The organism is Hymenobacter nivis (assembly GCF_003149515.1).
In the GTDB taxonomy this organism is placed as follows: domain Bacteria; phylum Bacteroidota; class Bacteroidia; order Cytophagales; family Hymenobacteraceae; genus Hymenobacter; species Hymenobacter nivis.
In genome coordinates this window covers 2,569,790-2,588,492 of the sequence record NZ_CP029145.1, presented here as the reverse complement: position 1 = coordinate 2,588,492, position 18,703 = coordinate 2,569,790, and the positions used below count along the sequence as shown (strand labels likewise).

16 protein-coding genes are annotated in these 18,703 nt (G+C 64.6%); 8 read left to right on the top strand and 8 right to left on the bottom strand.

Annotated features, from left to right (window positions below; genetic code table 11):
• Window positions 1-37 precede the first annotated feature (37 nt).
• Both DDQ68_RS11445 and DDQ68_RS11440 read right to left on the bottom strand, forming a co-directional pair.
• A complete protein-coding gene (locus DDQ68_RS11445; protein ID WP_109656424.1) occupies window positions 38-1,675 on the bottom strand; it encodes a hypothetical protein in 1,638 nt (545 codons plus the stop codon).
• A gap of 142 nt (window positions 1,676-1,817) precedes the next feature.
• Window positions 1,818-2,228, bottom strand: a complete 411-nt coding sequence (locus tag DDQ68_RS11440; RefSeq protein ID WP_109656423.1) for an EVE domain-containing protein — start codon at window positions 2,226-2,228, stop codon at window positions 1,818-1,820.
• 134 nt (window positions 2,229-2,362) lie between these two features.
• Between DDQ68_RS11440 and DDQ68_RS11435 the strand changes: the two genes are divergently transcribed.
• The 3 genes from DDQ68_RS11435 to DDQ68_RS11425 all read left to right on the top strand — a co-directional run bounded on the left by DDQ68_RS11435 (window position 2,363) and on the right by DDQ68_RS11425 (window position 5,055).
• Window positions 2,363-3,079, top strand: a complete 717-nt coding sequence (locus DDQ68_RS11435) for a pirin family protein (protein WP_109656422.1) — start codon at window positions 2,363-2,365, stop codon at window positions 3,077-3,079.
• A gap of 72 nt (window positions 3,080-3,151) precedes the next feature.
• Window positions 3,152-3,862, top strand: a complete 711-nt coding sequence (locus DDQ68_RS11430; RefSeq protein WP_109656421.1) for a pirin family protein — start codon at window positions 3,152-3,154, stop codon at window positions 3,860-3,862.
• A gap of 140 nt (window positions 3,863-4,002) precedes the next feature.
• Window positions 4,003-5,055 (top strand): LLM class flavin-dependent oxidoreductase, encoded by a 1,053-nt coding sequence (locus tag DDQ68_RS11425; protein ID WP_109656420.1) that lies wholly within the window; start codon window positions 4,003-4,005, stop codon window positions 5,053-5,055.
• A 100-nt stretch (window positions 5,056-5,155) separates the two neighbouring features.
• On the opposite strand, the gene DDQ68_RS11420 is transcribed toward DDQ68_RS11425, so the two are convergent.
• From DDQ68_RS11420 to DDQ68_RS11405, 4 genes are all read right to left on the bottom strand, one after another.
• Window positions 5,156-5,641, bottom strand: a complete 486-nt coding sequence (locus DDQ68_RS11420; protein WP_109656419.1) for a thioredoxin family protein — start codon at window positions 5,639-5,641, stop codon at window positions 5,156-5,158.
• A 96-nt stretch (window positions 5,642-5,737) separates the two neighbouring features.
• The gene (locus tag DDQ68_RS11415; protein ID WP_211320137.1) at window positions 5,738-7,144 is read right to left on the bottom strand and encodes an MFS transporter; all 1,407 of its coding nucleotides are present in this window, start codon (window positions 7,142-7,144) and stop codon (window positions 5,738-5,740) included.
• A 64-nt stretch (window positions 7,145-7,208) separates the two neighbouring features.
• Complete coding sequence (locus tag DDQ68_RS11410) at window positions 7,209-9,101, bottom strand: alpha-amylase family glycosyl hydrolase (protein WP_109656418.1); 1,893 nt, start codon at window positions 9,099-9,101, stop codon at window positions 7,209-7,211.
• A gap of 156 nt (window positions 9,102-9,257) precedes the next feature.
• Window positions 9,258-9,659, bottom strand: a complete 402-nt coding sequence (locus DDQ68_RS11405) for a hypothetical protein (protein ID WP_109656417.1) — start codon at window positions 9,657-9,659, stop codon at window positions 9,258-9,260.
• Window positions 9,660-9,773: 114 nt separating this feature from the next.
• On the opposite strand from DDQ68_RS11405, the gene DDQ68_RS11400 reads away from it, so the two are divergent.
• The 3 genes from DDQ68_RS11400 to DDQ68_RS11390 all read left to right on the top strand — a co-directional run bounded on the left by DDQ68_RS11400 (window position 9,774) and on the right by DDQ68_RS11390 (window position 13,048).
• The gene (locus DDQ68_RS11400; protein WP_109656416.1) at window positions 9,774-11,534 is read left to right on the top strand and encodes a DNA polymerase/3'-5' exonuclease PolX; all 1,761 of its coding nucleotides are present in this window, start codon (window positions 9,774-9,776) and stop codon (window positions 11,532-11,534) included.
• Between the two features lie 74 nt (window positions 11,535-11,608).
• Window positions 11,609-12,670, top strand: coding sequence for a glycosyltransferase family 9 protein (locus DDQ68_RS11395; RefSeq protein WP_109656415.1), 1,062 nt, complete (start codon window positions 11,609-11,611; stop codon window positions 12,668-12,670).
• Between the two features lie 99 nt (window positions 12,671-12,769).
• Window positions 12,770-13,048 (top strand): ubiquitin carboxyl-terminal hydrolase family protein, encoded by a 279-nt coding sequence (locus tag DDQ68_RS11390; RefSeq protein ID WP_245897019.1) that lies wholly within the window; start codon window positions 12,770-12,772, stop codon window positions 13,046-13,048.
• 457 nt (window positions 13,049-13,505) lie between these two features.
• Here the strand turns inward: DDQ68_RS11390 and serS are convergent, their stop codons facing one another.
• Window positions 13,506-14,780, bottom strand: coding sequence for a serine--tRNA ligase (serS, locus tag DDQ68_RS11385; RefSeq protein ID WP_109656414.1), 1,275 nt, complete (start codon window positions 14,778-14,780; stop codon window positions 13,506-13,508).
• Window positions 14,781-15,115: 335 nt separating this feature from the next.
• On the opposite strand from serS, the gene rho reads away from it, so the two are divergent.
• Together rho and DDQ68_RS11375 are read left to right on the top strand one after the other, a co-directional pair.
• The gene (gene rho, locus DDQ68_RS11380) at window positions 15,116-17,374 is read left to right on the top strand and encodes a transcription termination factor Rho (RefSeq protein ID WP_109656413.1); all 2,259 of its coding nucleotides are present in this window, start codon (window positions 15,116-15,118) and stop codon (window positions 17,372-17,374) included.
• A 131-nt stretch (window positions 17,375-17,505) separates the two neighbouring features.
• On the top strand, window positions 17,506-17,976 hold the full coding sequence (locus tag DDQ68_RS11375; RefSeq protein ID WP_109656412.1) for a hypothetical protein: 471 nt from the start codon (window positions 17,506-17,508) through the stop codon (window positions 17,974-17,976).
• Window positions 17,977-17,978: 2 nt separating this feature from the next.
• On the opposite strand, the gene DDQ68_RS11370 is transcribed toward DDQ68_RS11375, so the two are convergent.
• Window positions 17,979-18,620: a hypothetical protein gene (locus DDQ68_RS11370; protein ID WP_162550042.1), complete on the bottom strand. Its 642-nt coding sequence runs from the start codon at window positions 18,618-18,620 to the stop codon at window positions 17,979-17,981.
• Between the last annotated feature and the right edge of the window lie 83 nt (window positions 18,621-18,703).

The following is an 18,703-nucleotide window of genomic DNA, read 5'->3' as shown; positions in this document are numbered from 1 at the left end:
CGAGCAACTGACAACCTGTTTATTTTTGAACGACTACTTAAAAAGCTACCGCGTTCAGGAAAAACACGTCGCGGTCGGGGGCCCCGGGGCGGCGCACGCGCTGGTAGCCGCTGGCCACGAAGCGCGTGCCAAACCAGGGCAGCAGCTCGTCGGGCTCCGAGTCTAATATTTTGTAGGGCGAGCCGGTGGGGGGCGTGAACAGGGGCACGGCCAGGTCGTTGGGGCCCGTTGCGTCGCGGTCCACCAGCTTGTAGTGCAGCTGGTCATCGCGCAGATAGGCCAGGGCCAGGCGGCCGTCGGGTAGCGACTGGAGGCGCACAGTTTCCTCCAGGTCGCGGCGGTGCACGTCGTTCAGCACGTAGGTATTATCCCAGAGCAGGGCCCCGGCGCGGTCGAAGCCGCAGACCACGACGTGGCTGGTTTGGTAGCCGTCGGCGTCGCGCGGGTTGCCATAGGCGCTGTTCATGCCCAGGGGCAGGTCGAGGGGCAGGCCAGCGTAGCCGGGTAGGCTGCGGCCGTAGCCACCGTAGCCCGAGCCGTAGTAGCGGCTGCCGGTGTAGGCGCTGCTGCGGTAGTGGGGGGCGTATACCTCGGCCACCAGCACGTAGCCGCCGTCGGCCTGGGGCAGCAGCTCGTGCAGCAGCAGGCGGTAGCGCCAGCGCTGGGGCTCCTGGGCCTTAGCGTCGATGCGCTCGTTGCGGCGCTCCAGGCGGGCCAGGTGGGCGGGGTTGAGGTAGTCGAAAAAGTGCTTCAGCCGCCGGAAATCATAAAACCGCAGCGCCGACTGCCCCACGGCCGCCGCGCTCAGGTCGGTGGCAAATAGGCCCTGGGCGTAGCCGGGGTCGCGCAGCGAGTAGGTGCCCGTCAGCAGGCGCGTGCTCGTGTCCTGGGGCGGGCTGAGCTGGGCCGTGATGAGGCTGCGGTCGCTCTCGGCCTGCACGTACTCGGAGCTGACGAGCTGCCCGCGGCCGGTGAGCTGCTTGAGCTGGAGGCGGCTCTTGCGGCCGTTGGTTTGGGTGAGCACGTACTCGGCGCGGCCGGTGGCGGCGTCGGCCACGAAGCTGAGCTGGGTAGGCAGCTGCTCGTACACGGAAGCCAGAAATTGCAGCCGGCCGGTAGCCACGTCCAGTAGCAGCGCCGTGAGGTGCTGGCCGTCGTTGAGCGTCACGGTGGCAAACAAGTGCCCGTCCATCGCCTTGAGGTCCAGCACGTCGCGGGCGGTTTTCGTCTCAAACACCTGCGTGAGGGCCTGGCCGCCCCGGGCGTCGTAGGCCGCCACCAAAAACCGACCGGGTACCCGCGTCGAGCCAAACAGCGCGTACACGATGCGCGGCTCGGCGCAAATGCGCACGAAGCTGAACTCGTCGGGCACTTCCACGGCTTGCTCGGTGCGCAGGCGCAGGTCGCGGTCGTACTGCTGAAACGCAAACAGCGTTTCGCGCCCCCCCGGCCGGTTGGGCCGCCCCAGCAGCACTACTACCGAGCTATCGGCCGGCAGGGCCTGCACGTGGGCCTCGCTGGTGCTGGGGTCCAGGTCCAGCTCGATGCGGGCCGCTTGGGTGGGGGCCCCGGGAGGCGGCGGCAGGGGCGCGCCACCCCGGTCCTGGGCGCGGAGGGGCCCGCCGGGGCCCAGCAGCAAGCACGCTGCCAACAGCAAGGGGTACAGTGTTTTCATGCCCGTTCCGCTAGTTAGCCGCCCAGGGGATAGGCCCTGGAAACGGTAGTATTTTAAAGGTACGTCCTGCGCCGCTAGTACGCAAGCCGCACCGCGCTGGCTAACGCGGGCCGCGGGCAAGTCGTTCGGCCGGGGCCTCGCCTCACGCCGCGCCCAGGGCCATAATCAGGTCGAACTCGTCGGGCCGCACCGGCAGCACCGACAGGCGCGACTGCCGCAGCAGGGCCAGCTCGGCCAGCCGCGCGTCGGCCTTGAGGGCGGCCAGCGCCACGGGCCGGGCCAGGGGCCCCACCGGGCGTAGGGCCACCGCCACCCAAGGCGAGCCGGCTTCGGCGGTGGCATCGGGGGCGGCGGGGGCGGCCACTTCGGCCAGGCCCACCACGGCCTTCTCGCTCACGCTGTGGTAGAAGAGCACCTGGTCGCCGGGCTGCATCAGGTTCAAGTTGTTGCGGGCCTGGTAGTTGCGCACGCCGGTCCAGGCCGTGCCGTCGTCGCGGAGGAAGTCGGCCCAGGAGTAAGCTTCGGGTTCGGATTTAACAAGCCAGTAGTTCATGCGAGGTAGGAGAGAAAAAGAGTTGTAGTGGAACAATGTACGTACATTTGATGTATATACATTTTTAGACCGATTGCGCCCGGCACTGTGCCGCCGCCTCGGTTCTGGCTTCAAAATTATCCCGCTCTTTTCGTATGGCCCGCTCCGTTCTGCATTTGGCCGCCACCCGCGGCCACGCCAACCACGGTTGGCTCGACTCGTTTCACACCTTCAGCTTCGCCAACTACCACGACCCGGCCCGCATGCACTTTGGGGCCCTGCGCGTGCTGAACGACGATACCGTGGCCGAGGGCAGGGGTTTCGGCCGCCACCCGCACCAAAACATGGAAATCATTTCCATCCCGCTCGCCGGCGATTTGGAGCACCAGGATTCGCTGGGCAACAAAACCGTGATTCGCCAAAACGACGTGCAGGTGATGAGCGCGGGCACTGGCGTGGCCCACTCTGAGAAAAACCACAGCCTGTACGACGCGGTCAAGTTCCTGCAAATTTGGGTGATACCCAACGCAGAAAACGTGGCCCCGCGCTACGGCCAGCAAACCTTTTCGCCCGAAGCGCGCCACAACCGCCTGCTGCAAGTGGCATCGCCGAGCCCCGACGATGCTGGCGTGTGGCTGCACCAAAATGCCTGGTTTCACCTCGGCACCCTCGACCAGGGCTTCGCCACCGAGTACCGGCTCAAGCAGCCCGGCAACGGCGTGTACGCTTTCGTGCTGGCCGGCGACGTGACCATCAACGGCCAGGCCCTGCACCGCCGCGACGGCTTCGGCCTGTGGGAGGTGGACGCGCTGGCCATCACGGCCGATAGCAACGCCGAACTGCTGCTGATGGAAGTGCCCATGCTCGGCTAGGGGCCCGGCACTAACGCCCCGGCCGCGCCGCGCGCCGGGGTCCTAATTTCTACCATAACCTACGCTTTTCCCATGCAAACCCACCTCACCCGCGCTGCCGACCGTGGCCGCAAAGACATTGGCTGGCTGCAAAGCAATTTCACGCTGAGCTTCAGCTCATACGCTAACCCACTGCGCAACGGCTTCGGGCTGCTGAAGGTGTTTAACGACGATTTTGTGCAGCCCGGCGGCGGCTTCGGCACCCACGGGCACGCCAACATGGAAATCATTTCCGTGCTGCTGGCTGGCTCCATGAACCACAAAGACTCGCTGGGCTACTCGGAGGTGATAGCACCCGGCGGCGTGCAAATCATGAGTGCCGGCTCGGGCCTGCGCCATGAGGAGTACAACGTGGGCGAGGACGAGGTGAACTTCCTGCAAATCTGGATCGAGCCTAAGCTGCAAAACGTGGGGCCCCGCTACCAGCGCCGCCAGTTCCCGGAGGCGCAGCGCCGCAACCAGCTCACCACCATCGTCAGCAACGAGGAAGGCCAGGCCCACTGCTGGATCAACCAGAACGCCAAGCTCTCGCTGGGCCACTACGAGCAGCCCACCGCGGTGGATTACGCCCTCAAGCCGTTGAATAAGATGGTGTTCCTGTTCGTCATTAGCGGCACCGTAACCGTAGCCGGCCAGGAGGTAGGCACCCGCGACAGCCTGGGCATTTGGGATACCGACGCCATCCACCTCGAAACCAGCGCCGACGCCCGGTTTTTGCTGGTTGAGGCTCCCGTTAACCACTAAATCGTTGGTAGTTAGTTGTTGAACAGGCCGTCATGCTCATCTGGCGTCCGCGAAACGAAGTGGAGCCGAAGCATGACGGCCTGTTCTGATTCCTTTGAACGGCCCGTCTCCCTCAGTATAGACTTTCAACCACACAACCCATGAGCAACCAACTCTTAATCGGCATCGACAGCTTCGTGGCGGCGGGCATTGACCCGGCCACGGGCCAACCCATCGGCCCGGCCGACCGGATGCAGCAGTTGCTGGAAGAAATTGCGCTGGCCGACGAAGTGGGCCTTGACACCTTCGGCATCGGCGAGCACCACCGGCGCGACTTCCTCGACGCGGCCCCGGCCATGATTCTGGCGGCCGCCGCGGCCCGCACCAAGCGCATCCATCTCAACAGCGCCGTGACCGTGCTCAGCGCCGACGACCCGGTGCGCGTGTTCCAGAACTTTGCCACGCTCGACCTGCTTTCGCAGGGCCGGGCGGCGCTCATTGTGGGCCGCGGCTCGTTCACGGAGGCATTTCCGCTCTTTGGCCTCAACCTGAACGATTACGATTCGCTCTTCACCGAGAAGCTGGATTTGCTGCTGAAAATCCGTGACAACGCCAACGTTACGTGGTCGGGCCGGTACCGGGCCCCGCTCAAAAACCAGGGTATTTACCCGCGCCCGCTGCAAGAAAAGCTGCCCATCTGGCTCGGCGTGGGCGGCACGCCCGAGTCGTTCGTGCGCGCCGGCACCCTCGGCCTGCCTCTCATGATTGCCATCATCGGCGGCGAGCCGCACCGCTTCCGCCCGCTCGTGGACCTGTACCGCGAGGCTGGCCGCCGCGCCGGCCACCCCGCCGAGCAGCTGAAAGTGGGCGTCCACGTCTTCGGCTTCGTGGGCGACACCACCCAGCAGGCGGCCGACGATTTCTACCCCGGCTACGCCCAAATGTTCACCACCATCAGCAAGGAGCGCGGCTTCCCGGCGCCCACCCGCGGGCAGTACGACGCCACCCGGGGCCCCCGCGGCGCCTTCATGATCGGCGACCCCGAAACGGTGGCCGCCAAGCTGCTGGCCGTCAGCGAGTCACTGGGCGGCCTGGCGCGCATCTCCATCCAGATGACTAACCTGCTGCTGCCCCACGCCAAAATGCTGCACGCCATCGAGCTGCTCGGTACGCGCGTGGCCCCGCTGGTGCGGGAGGCGTTGGTGTCGGCTTAGCCGGTAGTTGAGAAAGCAGCCAGAAAAGGCCGTCATGCTTCGACAGGCGGACGCCAGATGAGCATGACGGCCTTTCTTTATTCTATTCCTTCAGAAATAACTACTTGCCCAGCAACGTTTTCAGGTACGCCTCGAAGCCCGTGGGGCCCCCAGTGACGTAGCCAATCTTGCCCAGGATTTTGCCGTCGGGTGCCACCACCACGGCCAACGGGAACTCGCCCTCGCGGTTAAGCTGCGCTTTGGCCGCGTCGTTACGCTTGATTTGGGCGGGCGCGGGCTGGTTCTGGGGCTTCTGCGGGAAGTCGAAATGGGCCAGCACCAGCCGGTCCTTGGCGTAGGCCACGAAGGCGGGCTGGGCAAATACCTCGCGCTCGTACTTCACGCACGGCGCGCACCAGTCGGAACCCGAAAACACAGCCACGATGGGCCGGCCGGTGGCCTTGGCCTTGGCTTGCGCGGCGGCCAGGTCGGTGAGGCCCCAGTTGGCCACCAATTTAGCAGATGGGGCCCCCGGCGCGGTTTGGGCCGCGGCGGGGCTGAAGGGAGCGGCGGCCAGGGCGGCCAGCAGGGCAAAGCGAAGTAGCATAGGGGAGGAAAAACGTCATTCCGAGCGCAGGGAGGAATCTGAAGCTGTGTTTGGCCCAGATTCCTCCCTGCGCTCGGAATGACAACGAGGCAAAAACTACGCCCGGGTGGCGGGGGTGCCGTAGCCGAAGTTCTCGGCTGGCTCGCCGGTGGTGGCCACGGGCACGTCGTCCACATCGTCCACGGTGAGGGTGAGCAGGCCGGCAATGATCATCGCGGCGCCGCCCACCATCAGCGTGTAAATGGACTGGCCGTGGAAAACGTGCTTCGTGAGGGGCCCCAAGATGAGGCCGGCCGCGCCCTGCGGCAGCACCACGAAAAAGTTGAACACGCCCATGTAGTAGCCCATTTTATTGGACGGCAGGGCCCCCGCCAGCATGGCGTAGGGCACGCTCAGGATGCTGGCCCAGGCAATGCCCACGCCCACCATCGACAGCAAAATGTAGTGGTAGTCGTGGATGAAGTAAATGGAAATCAACCCTAGCCCGCCCAGCACCAGCGCCAGCATGTGGGTGAAGCGCCGGCTGGTGCGGCGCGCCACCACGGGCAGCAGCAGCGCCATCACGGCCGACAAGCCGTTGTACACCGAAAAGCACACGCCCACCCAGTCGCCGCCTTTGTTGTAGAGCGCCGAAGTAGTATCGGTGGTGTGGAAAACGTGGCTGGTGACGGCCTGCGTGGTGTAAATCCACATCGAAAACAGCGCGAACCACGAGAAAAACTGCACCACAGCCAGCTGGCGCATGGTTTTGGGCATCTTGAAAATGCCGGCAAACGACTCCTTGAAGCCGTGCGCGATGCCAGATGTGCGGGCCTTTTCGGCCTCGAACTCGGCCAGGTCGGCGGGCGGGTATTCGCGGGTGCGCAGCACCGTCCAGAGCACGGCCAGGAAAAACACCACGCCGCCCGCCGTAAACGAGTAGCGCACCGACGCCGGGATGTGGCCTGCCGCTGCCACGTTGGCTACATGGAACCAGTTGGTGAGCACCCAGGGCAGCGACGAGGCCACCACGGCCCCCACGCCAATGAAAAACGTCTGGGCCGCGAAGCCCGTAGTGCGCTGCTCCGAGGGCAGCAAGTCGCCCACCAGGGCCCGGAACGGCTCCATGCTGATGTTGATGCTCGAATCCATGATCCAGAGCATGCCGGCCGCCATCCACAGGGCCGTCACGTTGGGCATAATGAGCAGCGAAATCGACGCTAAAATGGCTCCAATCAGGAAGTAGGGCCGGCGCCGGCCCCAGCGCGGGCTCCAGGTGCGGTCGGATAGGTAGCCGATGATGGGCTGCACGATGAGGCCCGTGGCGGGCGCGGCCAGCCACAAAAAGGCGATTTCATCGGTTTTGGCGCCCATCGTCTCGAAAATCCGGCTCACGTTGGCGTTTTGCAGCGCAAAGCCGAACTGGATGCCGAGGAAGCCGAAGCTCATGTTCCAGATTTGCCAGAACGAAAGGCGCGGCTTGGCGTGGGTAGAATGGGCGGACGTGATGACTCCAGCGGCCATAGAAGTAGGTGGGATTTAGGAAGATGCGCGATGAAGATGGGGCCCCAGGGCCCCATTTCCAAATCTATTTTTTGAGTTCGACCACCATGACCGTGCGGGCGGGCACGGCGAGGGTTTTCAGGTCGGGCACCGGGGCCCCGGTCACCACGTCCTGGCCCGAAGTAAAGCCGGCGGTGCGCTCAGCGAAGCGGCTGCCATCCACTTGCTTAGCGTCCTTGGTGTTGTTGGCGATGACCATCACGCACTCGCCCGCATCGGTGTAGCGGAAGTAGGTGTACACGCCGTCCTGCGGAATGAACTGCATGAGCTTGCCGCTGCTGAGCACGGGGTGGGTTTTGCGGTAGTTGGCCAGTTTGCTCACGTAGTCGAAGGCCTCGCCGGCTGGCCCCGGGCGGGCCGTGAAATAGTCGGTTTTGTCGCCGGCCCAGCCGCCGGGGAAGTCCTCGCGCACCTTGCCGTCAGGGTCCGAGAAGTTCTTCATCAGCACCTCCGTGCCGTAGTACAGCTGCGGCGTACCGCGGAGCGTCAGCAGCCAGGCCAGGCCCATCTTGTACTTCGCAAAGTCTTCGCCAATCACCGAATAGAACCGGCTCATGTCGTGGTTGTCGAGAAACGGCACGTTGCGCGTGGCGTCGGTGTACATCCAGTCGCCCTGCAAGGCGCGGTACAGCTTGTTCAAATCGCCGCCGTCGCCTTTCAGCGCGTCGCCGATACCGAAGCAAACCTGAAAATCGAGTACGCCCGGCAGGTTCGACCTGAAGCCGTTGACGGGCGGGAAAATGTTCTGCGCGAAGAACGCTTGCTCGGCCTCGGTGCCCTCCCAGGCCTCGCCAAACAGAGCCAGCTTGGGGTACTCGTCGGCAATGGCCTTGCCCCAGGCCATGAGGAACTGCGGCTCCGAATACGGGTACGTGTCGATGCGGTATCCGTCGAGGCCGGTGCTCTCCACCCACCACAAAAAGTTCTGAATCAAGTACGTCGCCACCAGTGGGTTACTCTGGTTCACGTCGGGCATGGTGGTGTCGAACCAGCCGTCGTTTTCCAGCTTGCGGTCGATGGCCGCCCCGTGCGGGTCGTTGAGGACGTAGGCGTTGTAGTTGCTGCGCGTGAAGGTGGGAAAGGCGTGGAACCAGTCGGCCGCTGGCTGGTCCAGGAATAGGTAATTATAGCTGCCCCAGTGGTTTAGCACAATGTCCTGCACCACTTTAAGGCCCTGTTTGTGCGCTTTTTTCACAAACTGCACGTATTCGGCGTTGGTGCCGTAGCGCGGGTCAATTTTGTAGCAGTCCGTCACGGCGTAGCCGTGGTAGCTGGCCTTGGGCATGTCGTTTTCCACGAGCGGCGTGGGCCAGACGGCCGTGACGCCCAGTTGCTTGAGGTAGCCGAAGTGGTTCTCGATGCCTTTCAAATCACCGCCGTGGCGGGCATACATTGAGTCGCGGGCCACGTGGTTCACGCGGGTGCCCTTCACCACGTCGTTCTTCGGGTCGCCGTTCGAAAAACGGTCCGGCATCAGCATGTAAATGAAGTCGGCCTGCGTGAGGCCCTGGGTGCGGTCGGGGTCGGGGTTGCGGGCCCGCAGCTCGTAGCTGTACGTGAAGTTCTTAGCACCTTTGAATTGCAGCTTGATCTTGCCCGGCTTGGCATCGGGCCGTACTGTGAGGCTGAGCAACAAGTAGTTGGGGCTGGTTAGCTTCTCCACTTTGTCGAGGGTGACGCCGGGGTAGTTGGGCTGCTCCACCGTGCTGCTGGCCAGGCCGGGGCCGTGCACCAGCAACTGCACCTGGGGGTTCTTCATGCCCACAAACCAGTAGGTGGGGTCGATGCGGTCGATGGCCGCGCCGGCTTTTTGGCCGTAGGCCGGGGCTGCTTTGGGGCCCCCCAGCGGGGCCGTGTGCGCCGTCGAAACGGCCAGTGCCCCAGCCAAAGCCAGGACGGATAATGGAAAAAATTTCATGCGAAGGACGAGGTAATCGACGGAAAACCCACCGCACCGGCGCGGCGCGCCAGGGCCGTGCGCGCCGGTGGGGCCCCGCACGCCCCGGCGGCGCGCACGGCCCTGGCGCTGGGCGGGAATGCCAGCGAAGATAATGCCCCGGCAACGCCAGGGGCCCTACGGCCGCCGCAGCTTCAGCACGCCGTTATGCAAGGAAATGATTTCCAAGGTGTAGTCGGGCGCGCTGTTGTCATTGAGGTGGATGCGCAGGTGGGCGGCGTCGGGGGCCGTCCAGGTGCCCTCGTGCCCTTCCAGGCCATCAGTGGGCGCAATATCGAACTCGGTGAAGCGGCCCGCTTGCCCCACGGCAAAGCCCGTACGGCCGCGGCTGGGCGGAAATTTGTAGGTGTTGGGCCGGTACACGAGCGTGTCGCCGCGGCTTTCTTCGTTCGATTGCAGCCACGTGCCCTGCAAGTCGGCGGGGGAAGTGGGTAGGCGGTCGGGGCGGGGCGACTGGCACGTGGCGGCCACGAGTGCCAGCGGCAGCACCGCCAGCCAGCGGGGGAAGGAAAGGGCCATGAGCAAGGAGATTAACGTAGGCAACAAGAAACAGCGGGCGCCCCGGTAGGGCCCCGGCTGCCAGCTGCAAGCTACGCTCAGCGGTACCTTCGCTCACCCAAACGACCTATTCCTGTGGACAACCGCGCCCTTACCCGCGCCTTCCGGCTAGCGGCGCAGCTCATGGAGCTGCACGACGAAAATCCCTTCAAAATCAGGGCCATCGAAGGCACTGCTACGGCCCTGGAAGCCCTGAGCTTCCCGGTGGCCGAGGTAGAGCGCTCCGGCCTGCCCGACCGCACCGGCCTGAGCAAAACCGCCGCCGCCAAAGTGGCAGAACTGCTCGACACGGGCACGTTCTCCGACTTGCAGCGCCTGCTCGCCGCCACCCCGCCCGGCGTGGTGGAGCTACTGAAAATTAAGGGTATCGGCCCGAAAAAGATCAGGGCCCTGTGGCGCGAGCTAGGCATTGAAAGCGCCGAGCAGCTGCGCGCCGCCGCCGAGGCCGACCAGGTGAGCAAGCTCAAGGGTTTCGGCCAGAAAACCCAGCAGGGCATCCTGGAAGCCCTCGAATTCACGGACCAAAGCAAGGGCAAGCTGCTCTACCCGCAGGCCGAGGAGCTGGCCGAGGCCCTGGCCCGCCGCCTCCGCGAAGCCCTTGGCACCGAGCAGGTGGCGGTGGCCGGCGAAACCCGCCGCCGCCTCGAAACTGTGGAAACCGTGGCCCTGGTGGCCGCCACCGACGCGCCCGAAATGGCCCACGACCTGCTCAATTCGCTCGAAGGCCTGGTGCCCGCGCCGGCGCTCTCGGGGCCCTTCGCCTGGCGCGGCACCGCCGCCGGCTCGGGCGTGGCCGTGGAAGTGCTGCTAGTGGCCCCCGCCGATTTCGTGAACGAGCTGTTCCTCCAAACCGCCACCGAAACGCACCTCGCCGAGCTACTGCCCAACGCCGCCGGCCTGGGCCCCGGCCAGCCCGCTACGCTGCGCCAGTGGGCCCGCCGCGAGAAATTCGAGCGCGAAGAGGCTCTATACGAGCGCGCTGGCCTGCAATACCTGGTGCCCGAGCTGCGCGAGGGCCTGGGCGAAATCGCGCTGGCTGCCGAAAACAAGCTACCCCGCCTGCTCGAAGACGGCGATATCCGCGGCTCGCTGCACAACCACAGCACCTACTCTGATGGCAACCACTCGCTGCGCGAAATGGCTATCTGGCTGCGCGACCACGGCTTCGAGTACCTCGGAATCTGCGACCACTCGCAGGCCGCCCACTACGCCAACGGTCTCAGCGCCGACCGCGTGCGCCAGCAGCACCAGGAAATCGACAAGCTCAACGCGGAACTGGCGCCCTTCCGCATTTTCAAGGGCATAGAAAGCGACATCCTCAGCGACGGGGCCCTGGACTACGCGCCCGAAGTGCTGGCGAGCTTCGATTTCATCGTGGCCTCGGTGCACTCCAACCTGAAAATGGACGAGCGCAAGGCCACCGACCGCCTGCTGCGCGCCATCGCCAACCCCTACTGCACCATGCTGGGCCACCCCACCGGCCGCCTGTTGCTGCGCCGCCAGGGCTACCCCATTGATTACAAGGCCGTCATCGATGCCTGCGCCCAGCACCAGGTCATCATCGAAATCAACGCCAACCCCTGGCGCCTCGACCTCGACTGGCGCTGGGTGCGCTACGCCCTCGACCAAGGCGTGCAGCTCAGCATCAACCCCGACGCCCACCACACCGACGGTTACGCCGACACTCGCTACGGTGTGCTCATGGGCCGCAAAGGCATGCTAGCCAAGGAGATGACGTTTAACACCAAATCGGTAGACGAAGCCGCCGCCTACTTCGCCGCCCGCAAAGCCGCCATCAAGCCGCCGGAAGTTTTCAAAACGTCGCTGTTTGAGTAGGGGGCCGTTGTTCGTTTGAGCATGACGGCCTTGTAATGCCGATGTCTTGTTCTATCGGGGCCCCTGTCCTATAAATGAAAATCCTCGTTCTCCGCTTTTCCTCCATCGGTGACATTGTGCTGACCACGCCCGTGGTGCGGGCCCTGGCGCAGCAGGTGCCGGGCGCGGAGGTGCACTTTGCCACCAAGCCTGCCTACCGCGGCCTACTGGAGCCCAACCCGTACATTGCCAAAGTGCACGTGCTCAGCGGCTCGCTGCGCGATTTGGTGCGCGAGTTGCGGGCGGAGAAGTTCGACTTCATCGTCGATCTGCACAACAACCTGCGCACCCGGCTAATTAAGTTGCAGCTCAACGTGAAATCGGCCAGCTTCGACAAGCTGAACCGCCAGAAGTGGCTGCTGGTCAATTTTAAAGTCAACACCCTGCCTGATATCCACATCGTGGACCGCTACCTGGCTGCCGCCGCGCCGCTGGGTGTACGCAACGACGGCCAGGGCCTCGATTACTTCATTCCCGAAGGCCAGGAAGTCGACCTGCGCGACCTGCCCGCGGGCTTCCAGCGCGGCTACGTGGCGGTGGCCATCGGGGCCCAGCACGCCACCAAGCGCCTGCCCGTCGAGAAGCTTATTGCGCTGTGCGCCAAGATTAACCGCCCCATCGTGCTGCTCGGGGGGGCTGAGGACGAGACTACCGGTCACGTCATTGAGCTGGCGTTTGACGCGGGTGCGGGCCGCGCCGAGCCCACGGCCCGCATCCCCGAGAGCCCATATTATTTCCCCGAAAAATCATCCCTGCATTCCTTTTCCAACCCGCTCATTCACAACGGTTGCGGGCGATATTCGCTGCACCAGTCGGCCTCGCTGCTGCGGCAGGCGCAACTGGTGGTGAGCCACGACACGGGCCTGATGCACATCGCGGCGGCCTTCAAGAAGGAGATTTTCAGCGTGTGGGGCAATACGGTGCCGGCCTTCGGCATGTACCCCTACAAAACCGAATTTAGGGCCCTGGAGGTGCTGAACCTGAGTTGCCGCCCCTGCTCCAAAATCGGGTTTGCAAAGTGCCCGCAGGGCCATTTCAAGTGCATGAACGACCAGGATTTGGATTTGAACCTGCCGCCGCCCCGCGACGGCCGCTAGGGCCCCGGGGTTAGTTGTCAGCTGCTCGTTGGCAGTTCTCAGTAAACCACCTGCGCACCTAACAACTGATAATGAGCACCTGACAACTAAAAAGCCGTCATGTCCGCCATCTGCCAGCACCTCGCCCACATCATCCACATCATCCCGGATACCAAGCACGTGTGCCCCGAGTGCGTGGCCCTGGGCGACGCCTGGGTGCACCTGCGCACCTGCCAGGAGTGCGGCCACGTCGGCTGCTGCGACGACTCGAAGAACAAGCAACGCCACCAAGCACTTCTACGCCACGCAGCACCCCGTCATTGCCTCTGCCCAGCCCGGCGAGCGGTGGCTCTGGTGCTACGTGGACGAGCAAACGCTGGAGTATTAGGGCCCCAGTGAGAGCCCGCCAGAGCCATAAAAAGAACCAAGCAAACTTTTTGCGCGGCACCCGTATATTTGCCACACAAAAAATAAGGGGCCGAACCTCGCGGCCCAGCCCCTTACCCTACTTAATCCAGTGTTCGGCGGCCGTTAAGGCACCGCCGCCCACCAGAAACCAAAGCAGCCATTTTACTAGCCCTTCGGGTATTCGGACGTCAAGCCTGAACTTAACCTCCGATTTCGCACGTTCCTTTTCCATCTGGATGAGAAGATTAGGTGCTTCAACACCTACTTCTTGAACCCTCGGTCGGTCCAACGGCCGGGGGTTCGCCGTTTGTAGGCAACCGGGTTGGCGAGGTGGATACCGTGCGTTGGGCCAAAGATAGCGGCATTAAACCTTGGCGAAAATTTTTGCTAACGGCTTTGGCGCGAAGTTTCGCCAAGTTGGAAATTAAGTCCCGCCAAGGCTAGACGGTTAACCAATCTTGCTAAAGCCGCAGTAGCTGTGCAGCACCTCGGGCAGCTCAATGCCGTCGGCGGTTTGGTTGTTTTCCAGTAACGCGGCCACGATGCGGGGCAGGGCCAGGGCCGAGCCGTTGAGCGTGTGCAGAAGTTGGGTTTTGCCGCCATCGGCGCGGTAGCGGCACTTAAGGCGGTTGGCCTGGTAGGTTTCGAAGTTGGACGCCGACGACACTTCGAGCCAGCGGCCCTGGGCGGCGCTCCACACCTCCAAATCGTAGGTCAGGGCGCTGGTGAAGCCCATGTCGCCGCCGCACAGGCGCAGCACGCGGTAGGGGAGGCCCAGCTTTTGGAGCAGGCTTTCGATGTGGGCCACCATGCCGTCGAGGGCGGCGTAGCTATTTTCGGGCTGCGTGATTTGCACAATTTCCACCTTGTCGAACTGGTGCAGGCGGTTGAGGCCCCGCACGTCGGCACCCCACGAACCGGCCTCGCGGCGGAAGCAGGGCGTGTAGGCCGCGTTGCGGATGGGCAGCTTCTCGACCGGAATAATCTCGTCGCGGTAGAGGTTCGTCACCGGCACCTCGGCCGTCGGGATGAGGTAGAGGTCGTCCTTGGCATCGTGGTACATCTGGCCCTCCTTGTCGGGCAGCTGGCCGGTGGCGGTGGCGCTGGCCTCGTTCACCACAATGGGGGGCTGCACCTCGGTGTAGCCGGCGGCGCGGGCCTCGTCGAGGAAAAAATTAACCAGTGCCCGTTGCAGCCGGGCCCCCTGGCCCTTGTACACCGGAAAGCCCGCCCCGGTAATTTTGATGCCCAGCTCAAAATCAATGATGTCGTACTTTTTAATCAGCTCCCAGTGCGGCTGGGCCCCGGCGTACAAGTCAGGCTTAGTGCCGTGCGCGCGCACCAGCTCATTGTCGGCGGCGGCGCGGCCTTCGGGCACGCTGGCATGGGGCAGGTTGGGCAGCTTGTAGAGCAGCTGCTGGATGGCAATTTCCACCTGCGTCAGTTCGTCGGTGGCGGTTTTGGTGTGCTGCTTGAGCTCCGTGGTGCGGATTTTCAGGGTTTCGGCGCCGGCCTTGTCGCCGCTCTTCATCAGGGCCCCAATCTGGCGGGCGAGGTCGTTGGCTTCGGCCTGGGCGGCGTCGTGGGTGGTTTGCAGGGCCCGGCGACGCTGGTCGAGGTCGAGGATGGCGGCCACATCGGCGGGGCCCGTGGGGTAGTGTTTCTTGGCGAGGCCGGCCAGTACCCGGTCGGTTTGTTCTTTGAGGACGGAAACTTGCAGCATGGGGCGCGGGTTGTTAGAATCGGCGGCAAAGGTAGACCGCCGGGCATCCGATTTGGCAGTTTGCCCGTAATGTCCTAACATTGCGGTAGCAACCGGCCCCCGTGGCCGGGCCGCGGGCCCAGGGGGTGCCGCCGGCCCGCACCCATCCCTGCCTTTTCATAAGTAGCGCCGGGTTGCCCCCATTCGTATTGCTCCATCCGATTAGTGTTGTTGTGCCGCGCTGACGCGGTTCTTCGGCCGGCGGCGTACACGCCCCGTTGCCGCCCGCGCGCCTTTGGCGGCTCCAAGGCCCGCCCGCCGGCCCCTCCCCGATATTCCCTCCCTCTAATTTTTCTATGCACACCCTCAACGAGTTGAAGGACCGTTTGCTGCCCGACCTCAAAGAACTTGCCGAGCAGCTCAACGTTGGTAATTTCAAGCGGCTTAGCAAGCAGGATTTGATTTACAAGATTCTGGACCAGCAAGCCGCCCAACCGGGCCCCGAAGCCGCCACTGAGGCCGCTGAAGCTGCGCCCGCCGCCAAACCGGCCCGTGCCCCCCGTGCCGCTGCTGCTGCCGCTGGGGCCCCTGCTGTGGCTCGCACCAGCCGCCGCGTCGCGCCCACAATGCCCGAGCAACCCTTCTCCGATGTGGCCCCGCCCGCCGCGGAGGGCCCCTCTGCCGTGCAGATAGCCCCCATCCCAGTCGAAACGGTTGCTGCTGCCCCCACCGCCGCGGCTACCCAGGAGGCACCGGCTGCTGAAACTACCCAGGAGGCGCCAGCTGCTGAAACTGCGCCCGTTTCGGCGCAGCCTGCGGCCGAAAATGCTGCTGAAAGTTCCGAAGCTGCCCCGGCGGCCGATGGGGCCCCTACCGAGCGCCACCGCCGCGAGCGGGTGGGCCGCAACGGCCGGCCCATCAGCGAGAACCGCGCCGCTGAGCAAGCCGTGCAGGCCGTCCGCGACCAGGCCCGCGCCGCCCGCGAAGCCGTGGAAAGCAGCGAGGGCGACGGGGCCCTGCCCGCGCCCAGCGCCGAAACTTCGGCTGCCGATGCCGGCCGCCCCACCGGGGGCCCTGCCCGCGACAACCCCCGGCGCGACTACGGCGCCGATGACTACGCCAACCGCCGCAACGACCGCGACCAGCCCCGCGCTTTCCGGCAAGACCAGCCCCGCAGCAGCCAGGACCAGCCCCGCGAGTACCGCAACGACCAGCCCCGCAGCGACCAGCCCCGCACCGGCCAGGGCCAGGACCAACCGCGCAACGACCAAGCCCGCCAAGATCAGCCCCGCAGCGGCCAGGACCAGCCCCGCATGACCCGCGAGGAGCGCCAGGCCCAGCGCGACCAGCAACGCCAGCAGCGCCGCGACGAGCAGCGCGCCAACGGCCAAAACCCCGACCAACCCCAGGGCCAGTCGAACCAAGGCCAGAACCCGAATCAAAACCAGGGCCAAAACCAGGGCCAAAACCAAAACCAGCGGCCTGCCCGCCAGGAAATCGACCTGGTGGTGCCCGGCAACGGTACGTTTGAGCTGATGCCCGACGGCGGCTACGGCTTCCTGCGCTCGCCGTTCTACAACTACCTGACCTCGCCGGACGACATTTACGTGTCGCCGCAGCAGGTGAAGCAGTTTGCCCTAAAGCCCGGCGACACGGTGGTAGCTACCATTCGGCCGCCGCGCGAAGGCGAGAAATACTTTGCTTTGGTGGGCATCGACAGCATGAACGGGCGCACCGTGGAGGAAGTCCGCGACCGGGTGCCGTTCAGCCACCTCACGCCGCTGTTTGCCGATGAGCGGATGCAGCTGAGCACCAAGCCGAGCCAAATCAGCACCCGCGTGCTCGATATGTTTGCGCCGATTGGCAAGGGCCAGCGGGGCCTCATCGTGGCCCAGCCCAAAACCGGTAAAACGGTGCTGCTTCAGGAAATTGCCAACGCCATTTCGGAGAACCACCCGGAGGTGTATTTGATGATTTTGCTCATCGATGAGCGGCCGGAGGAAGTGACCGACATGGCCCGTACCGTGAAGGCCGAAGTGCTCAGCTCGACTTTCGACGAAACGGCCGACCGCCACGTGAAAATTGCCGAAATGGCCCTCGACAAGGCCCGGCGCCTCGTGGAGTGCGGCCACGACGTGGTGATTCTGCTCGACTCCATCACCCGCCTGGCGCGCGCCTACAACACCGTGCAGCCCAGCAGCTCGCGCATCCTCTCGGGCGGCATTGATGCCGGGGCCCTGCAAAAGCCCAAGCGCTTCTTCGGCGCGGCCCGCAACGTGGAAGGCGGCGGCTCGCTCACCATCATCGCCACGGCGCTGATCGAAACAGGCTCGAAAATGGACGAGGTGATCTTCGAAGAATTCAAGGGCACCGGCAACATGGAACTGCAGTTGGACCGCAAGCTGGCCAACAAGCGCGTATTCCCGGCCATCGACATCCCGGCTTCCGGCACCCGCCGCGAAGACCTGCTGATGAGCAAGGAAGAGCTGGGGCGCGTGTGGGTGCTGCGCCGCTTCATGACCGACATGAGCGCCACCGAAGCCATGGAATTCCTGAAAGACCGCATCAAAGGCACTAAGGACAACCACGAGTTCCTGCTCTCGATGAACGGCTAACGCCGGCTGCAAAAGCTCCGTTTGCACCTGAAAGCCACCGCCAAAAGCGGTGGCTTTTTGCGTCGGGGCCCCAAGGGAGTTGGCTGGCGCCTACCAAAAAACCAGCTTTCTTTAGGCGTTAAATCTGCCACATGAAAACGCCCTTTCTCGCGCTGTTGCTCCTGTCCGGCTGGTCGGCCGTGGCCCAAACGGCTCCTGCCTGCCCGGTATTGGCTACCTATCCCAGCGCGCAGGCGTGGGTGGCCAACGTGCGACAACTGCCGCTAAAGCAGCAAGTAGCGGCCTTGCAGCAGCGCGTGGTTTGCGACGCCAGCGTGCGGGGCTGGGAGCCGGCGGTGTGCACCCTGCCGCTTTCGGCAGCGCAGCGGCAGGCGTATGAAGAAAAATGCCGGCAGGCGGAAGCCGCTGATCCGCGGCCGCGCGCCGCCGTGCTGCTATGCGTGGTGAATGGCCGGCTGGTGGCGCCCGGGGCCCCGGCAGAATTGCGGCGGCTGCTGGCCCACAAAAGAATACGGCGGCTTGAGTTCTTGGATGGGGCTTCGGCGGCGGCGCGCTACGGTAGCCGCGGGGCGGCTGGCGTAGCCCTCGTCACTGCTAAATAGCCTTAGCGCACGCGGATGGTCTGCTTTTTTAGGGGCGACCAGGCGAGGCGCTGGCGGTCTTCCTTGCCTTTAAGGTAGTCGAAGCCGATGGTGCCGGGGCGCCGCTTGAGGTCGGCCCAGGTAGCCTGGTTGAGATTTTCAATATTGCTGGGGAACGTGGCCTGGGGCCCCACGGCGGGCGTTTGGAACTGCGCGGGCTGGAAAAACTGGTCGATGCGGCGCAGCACGTAGGCCGCGCGCTCGGCGGGCGTGGCGGTGGGGGTTTTCATTTCGTACACCAGGGCTGCTTCGAGGTCGGGCTCGGTTAGCACTTCGCGGAAAATAACCTGGCCGCTGGGGTCGGTAATCGTGAATTCAGCGGTGCCCTTGAGCACCGAGGGGCCCCGAAATACCAGCCGAAACGCATCGGCCGGGCCCTCGGAACGGCTGAAATTGTGCTGCTGCCGCACCACGCGCAGTGTGTCGCCGAGGGCCGAAACAGCTTTGGTGCGGGCCGTATCGGGCGGGGGCAGGGCCCCGGCGGTGGGCGCGGCGGGAGGGGGGGTAGGCTGGGCAGCGGGCGGCGCCGCGGTTTCGGTGGTGGCCGTAGGGGCAGTGTTGCAGGCAGCCAGCAGCGGCAGCACGAGGAATGGGTAAAGGCGCATGGAGCTGGAAAGGAATTGGTAGATAGGTGCTTAATACGCAGCTGGGGCCCCCGCGCGTTGCCGCGGCCGGGGCCCGGCCGGCC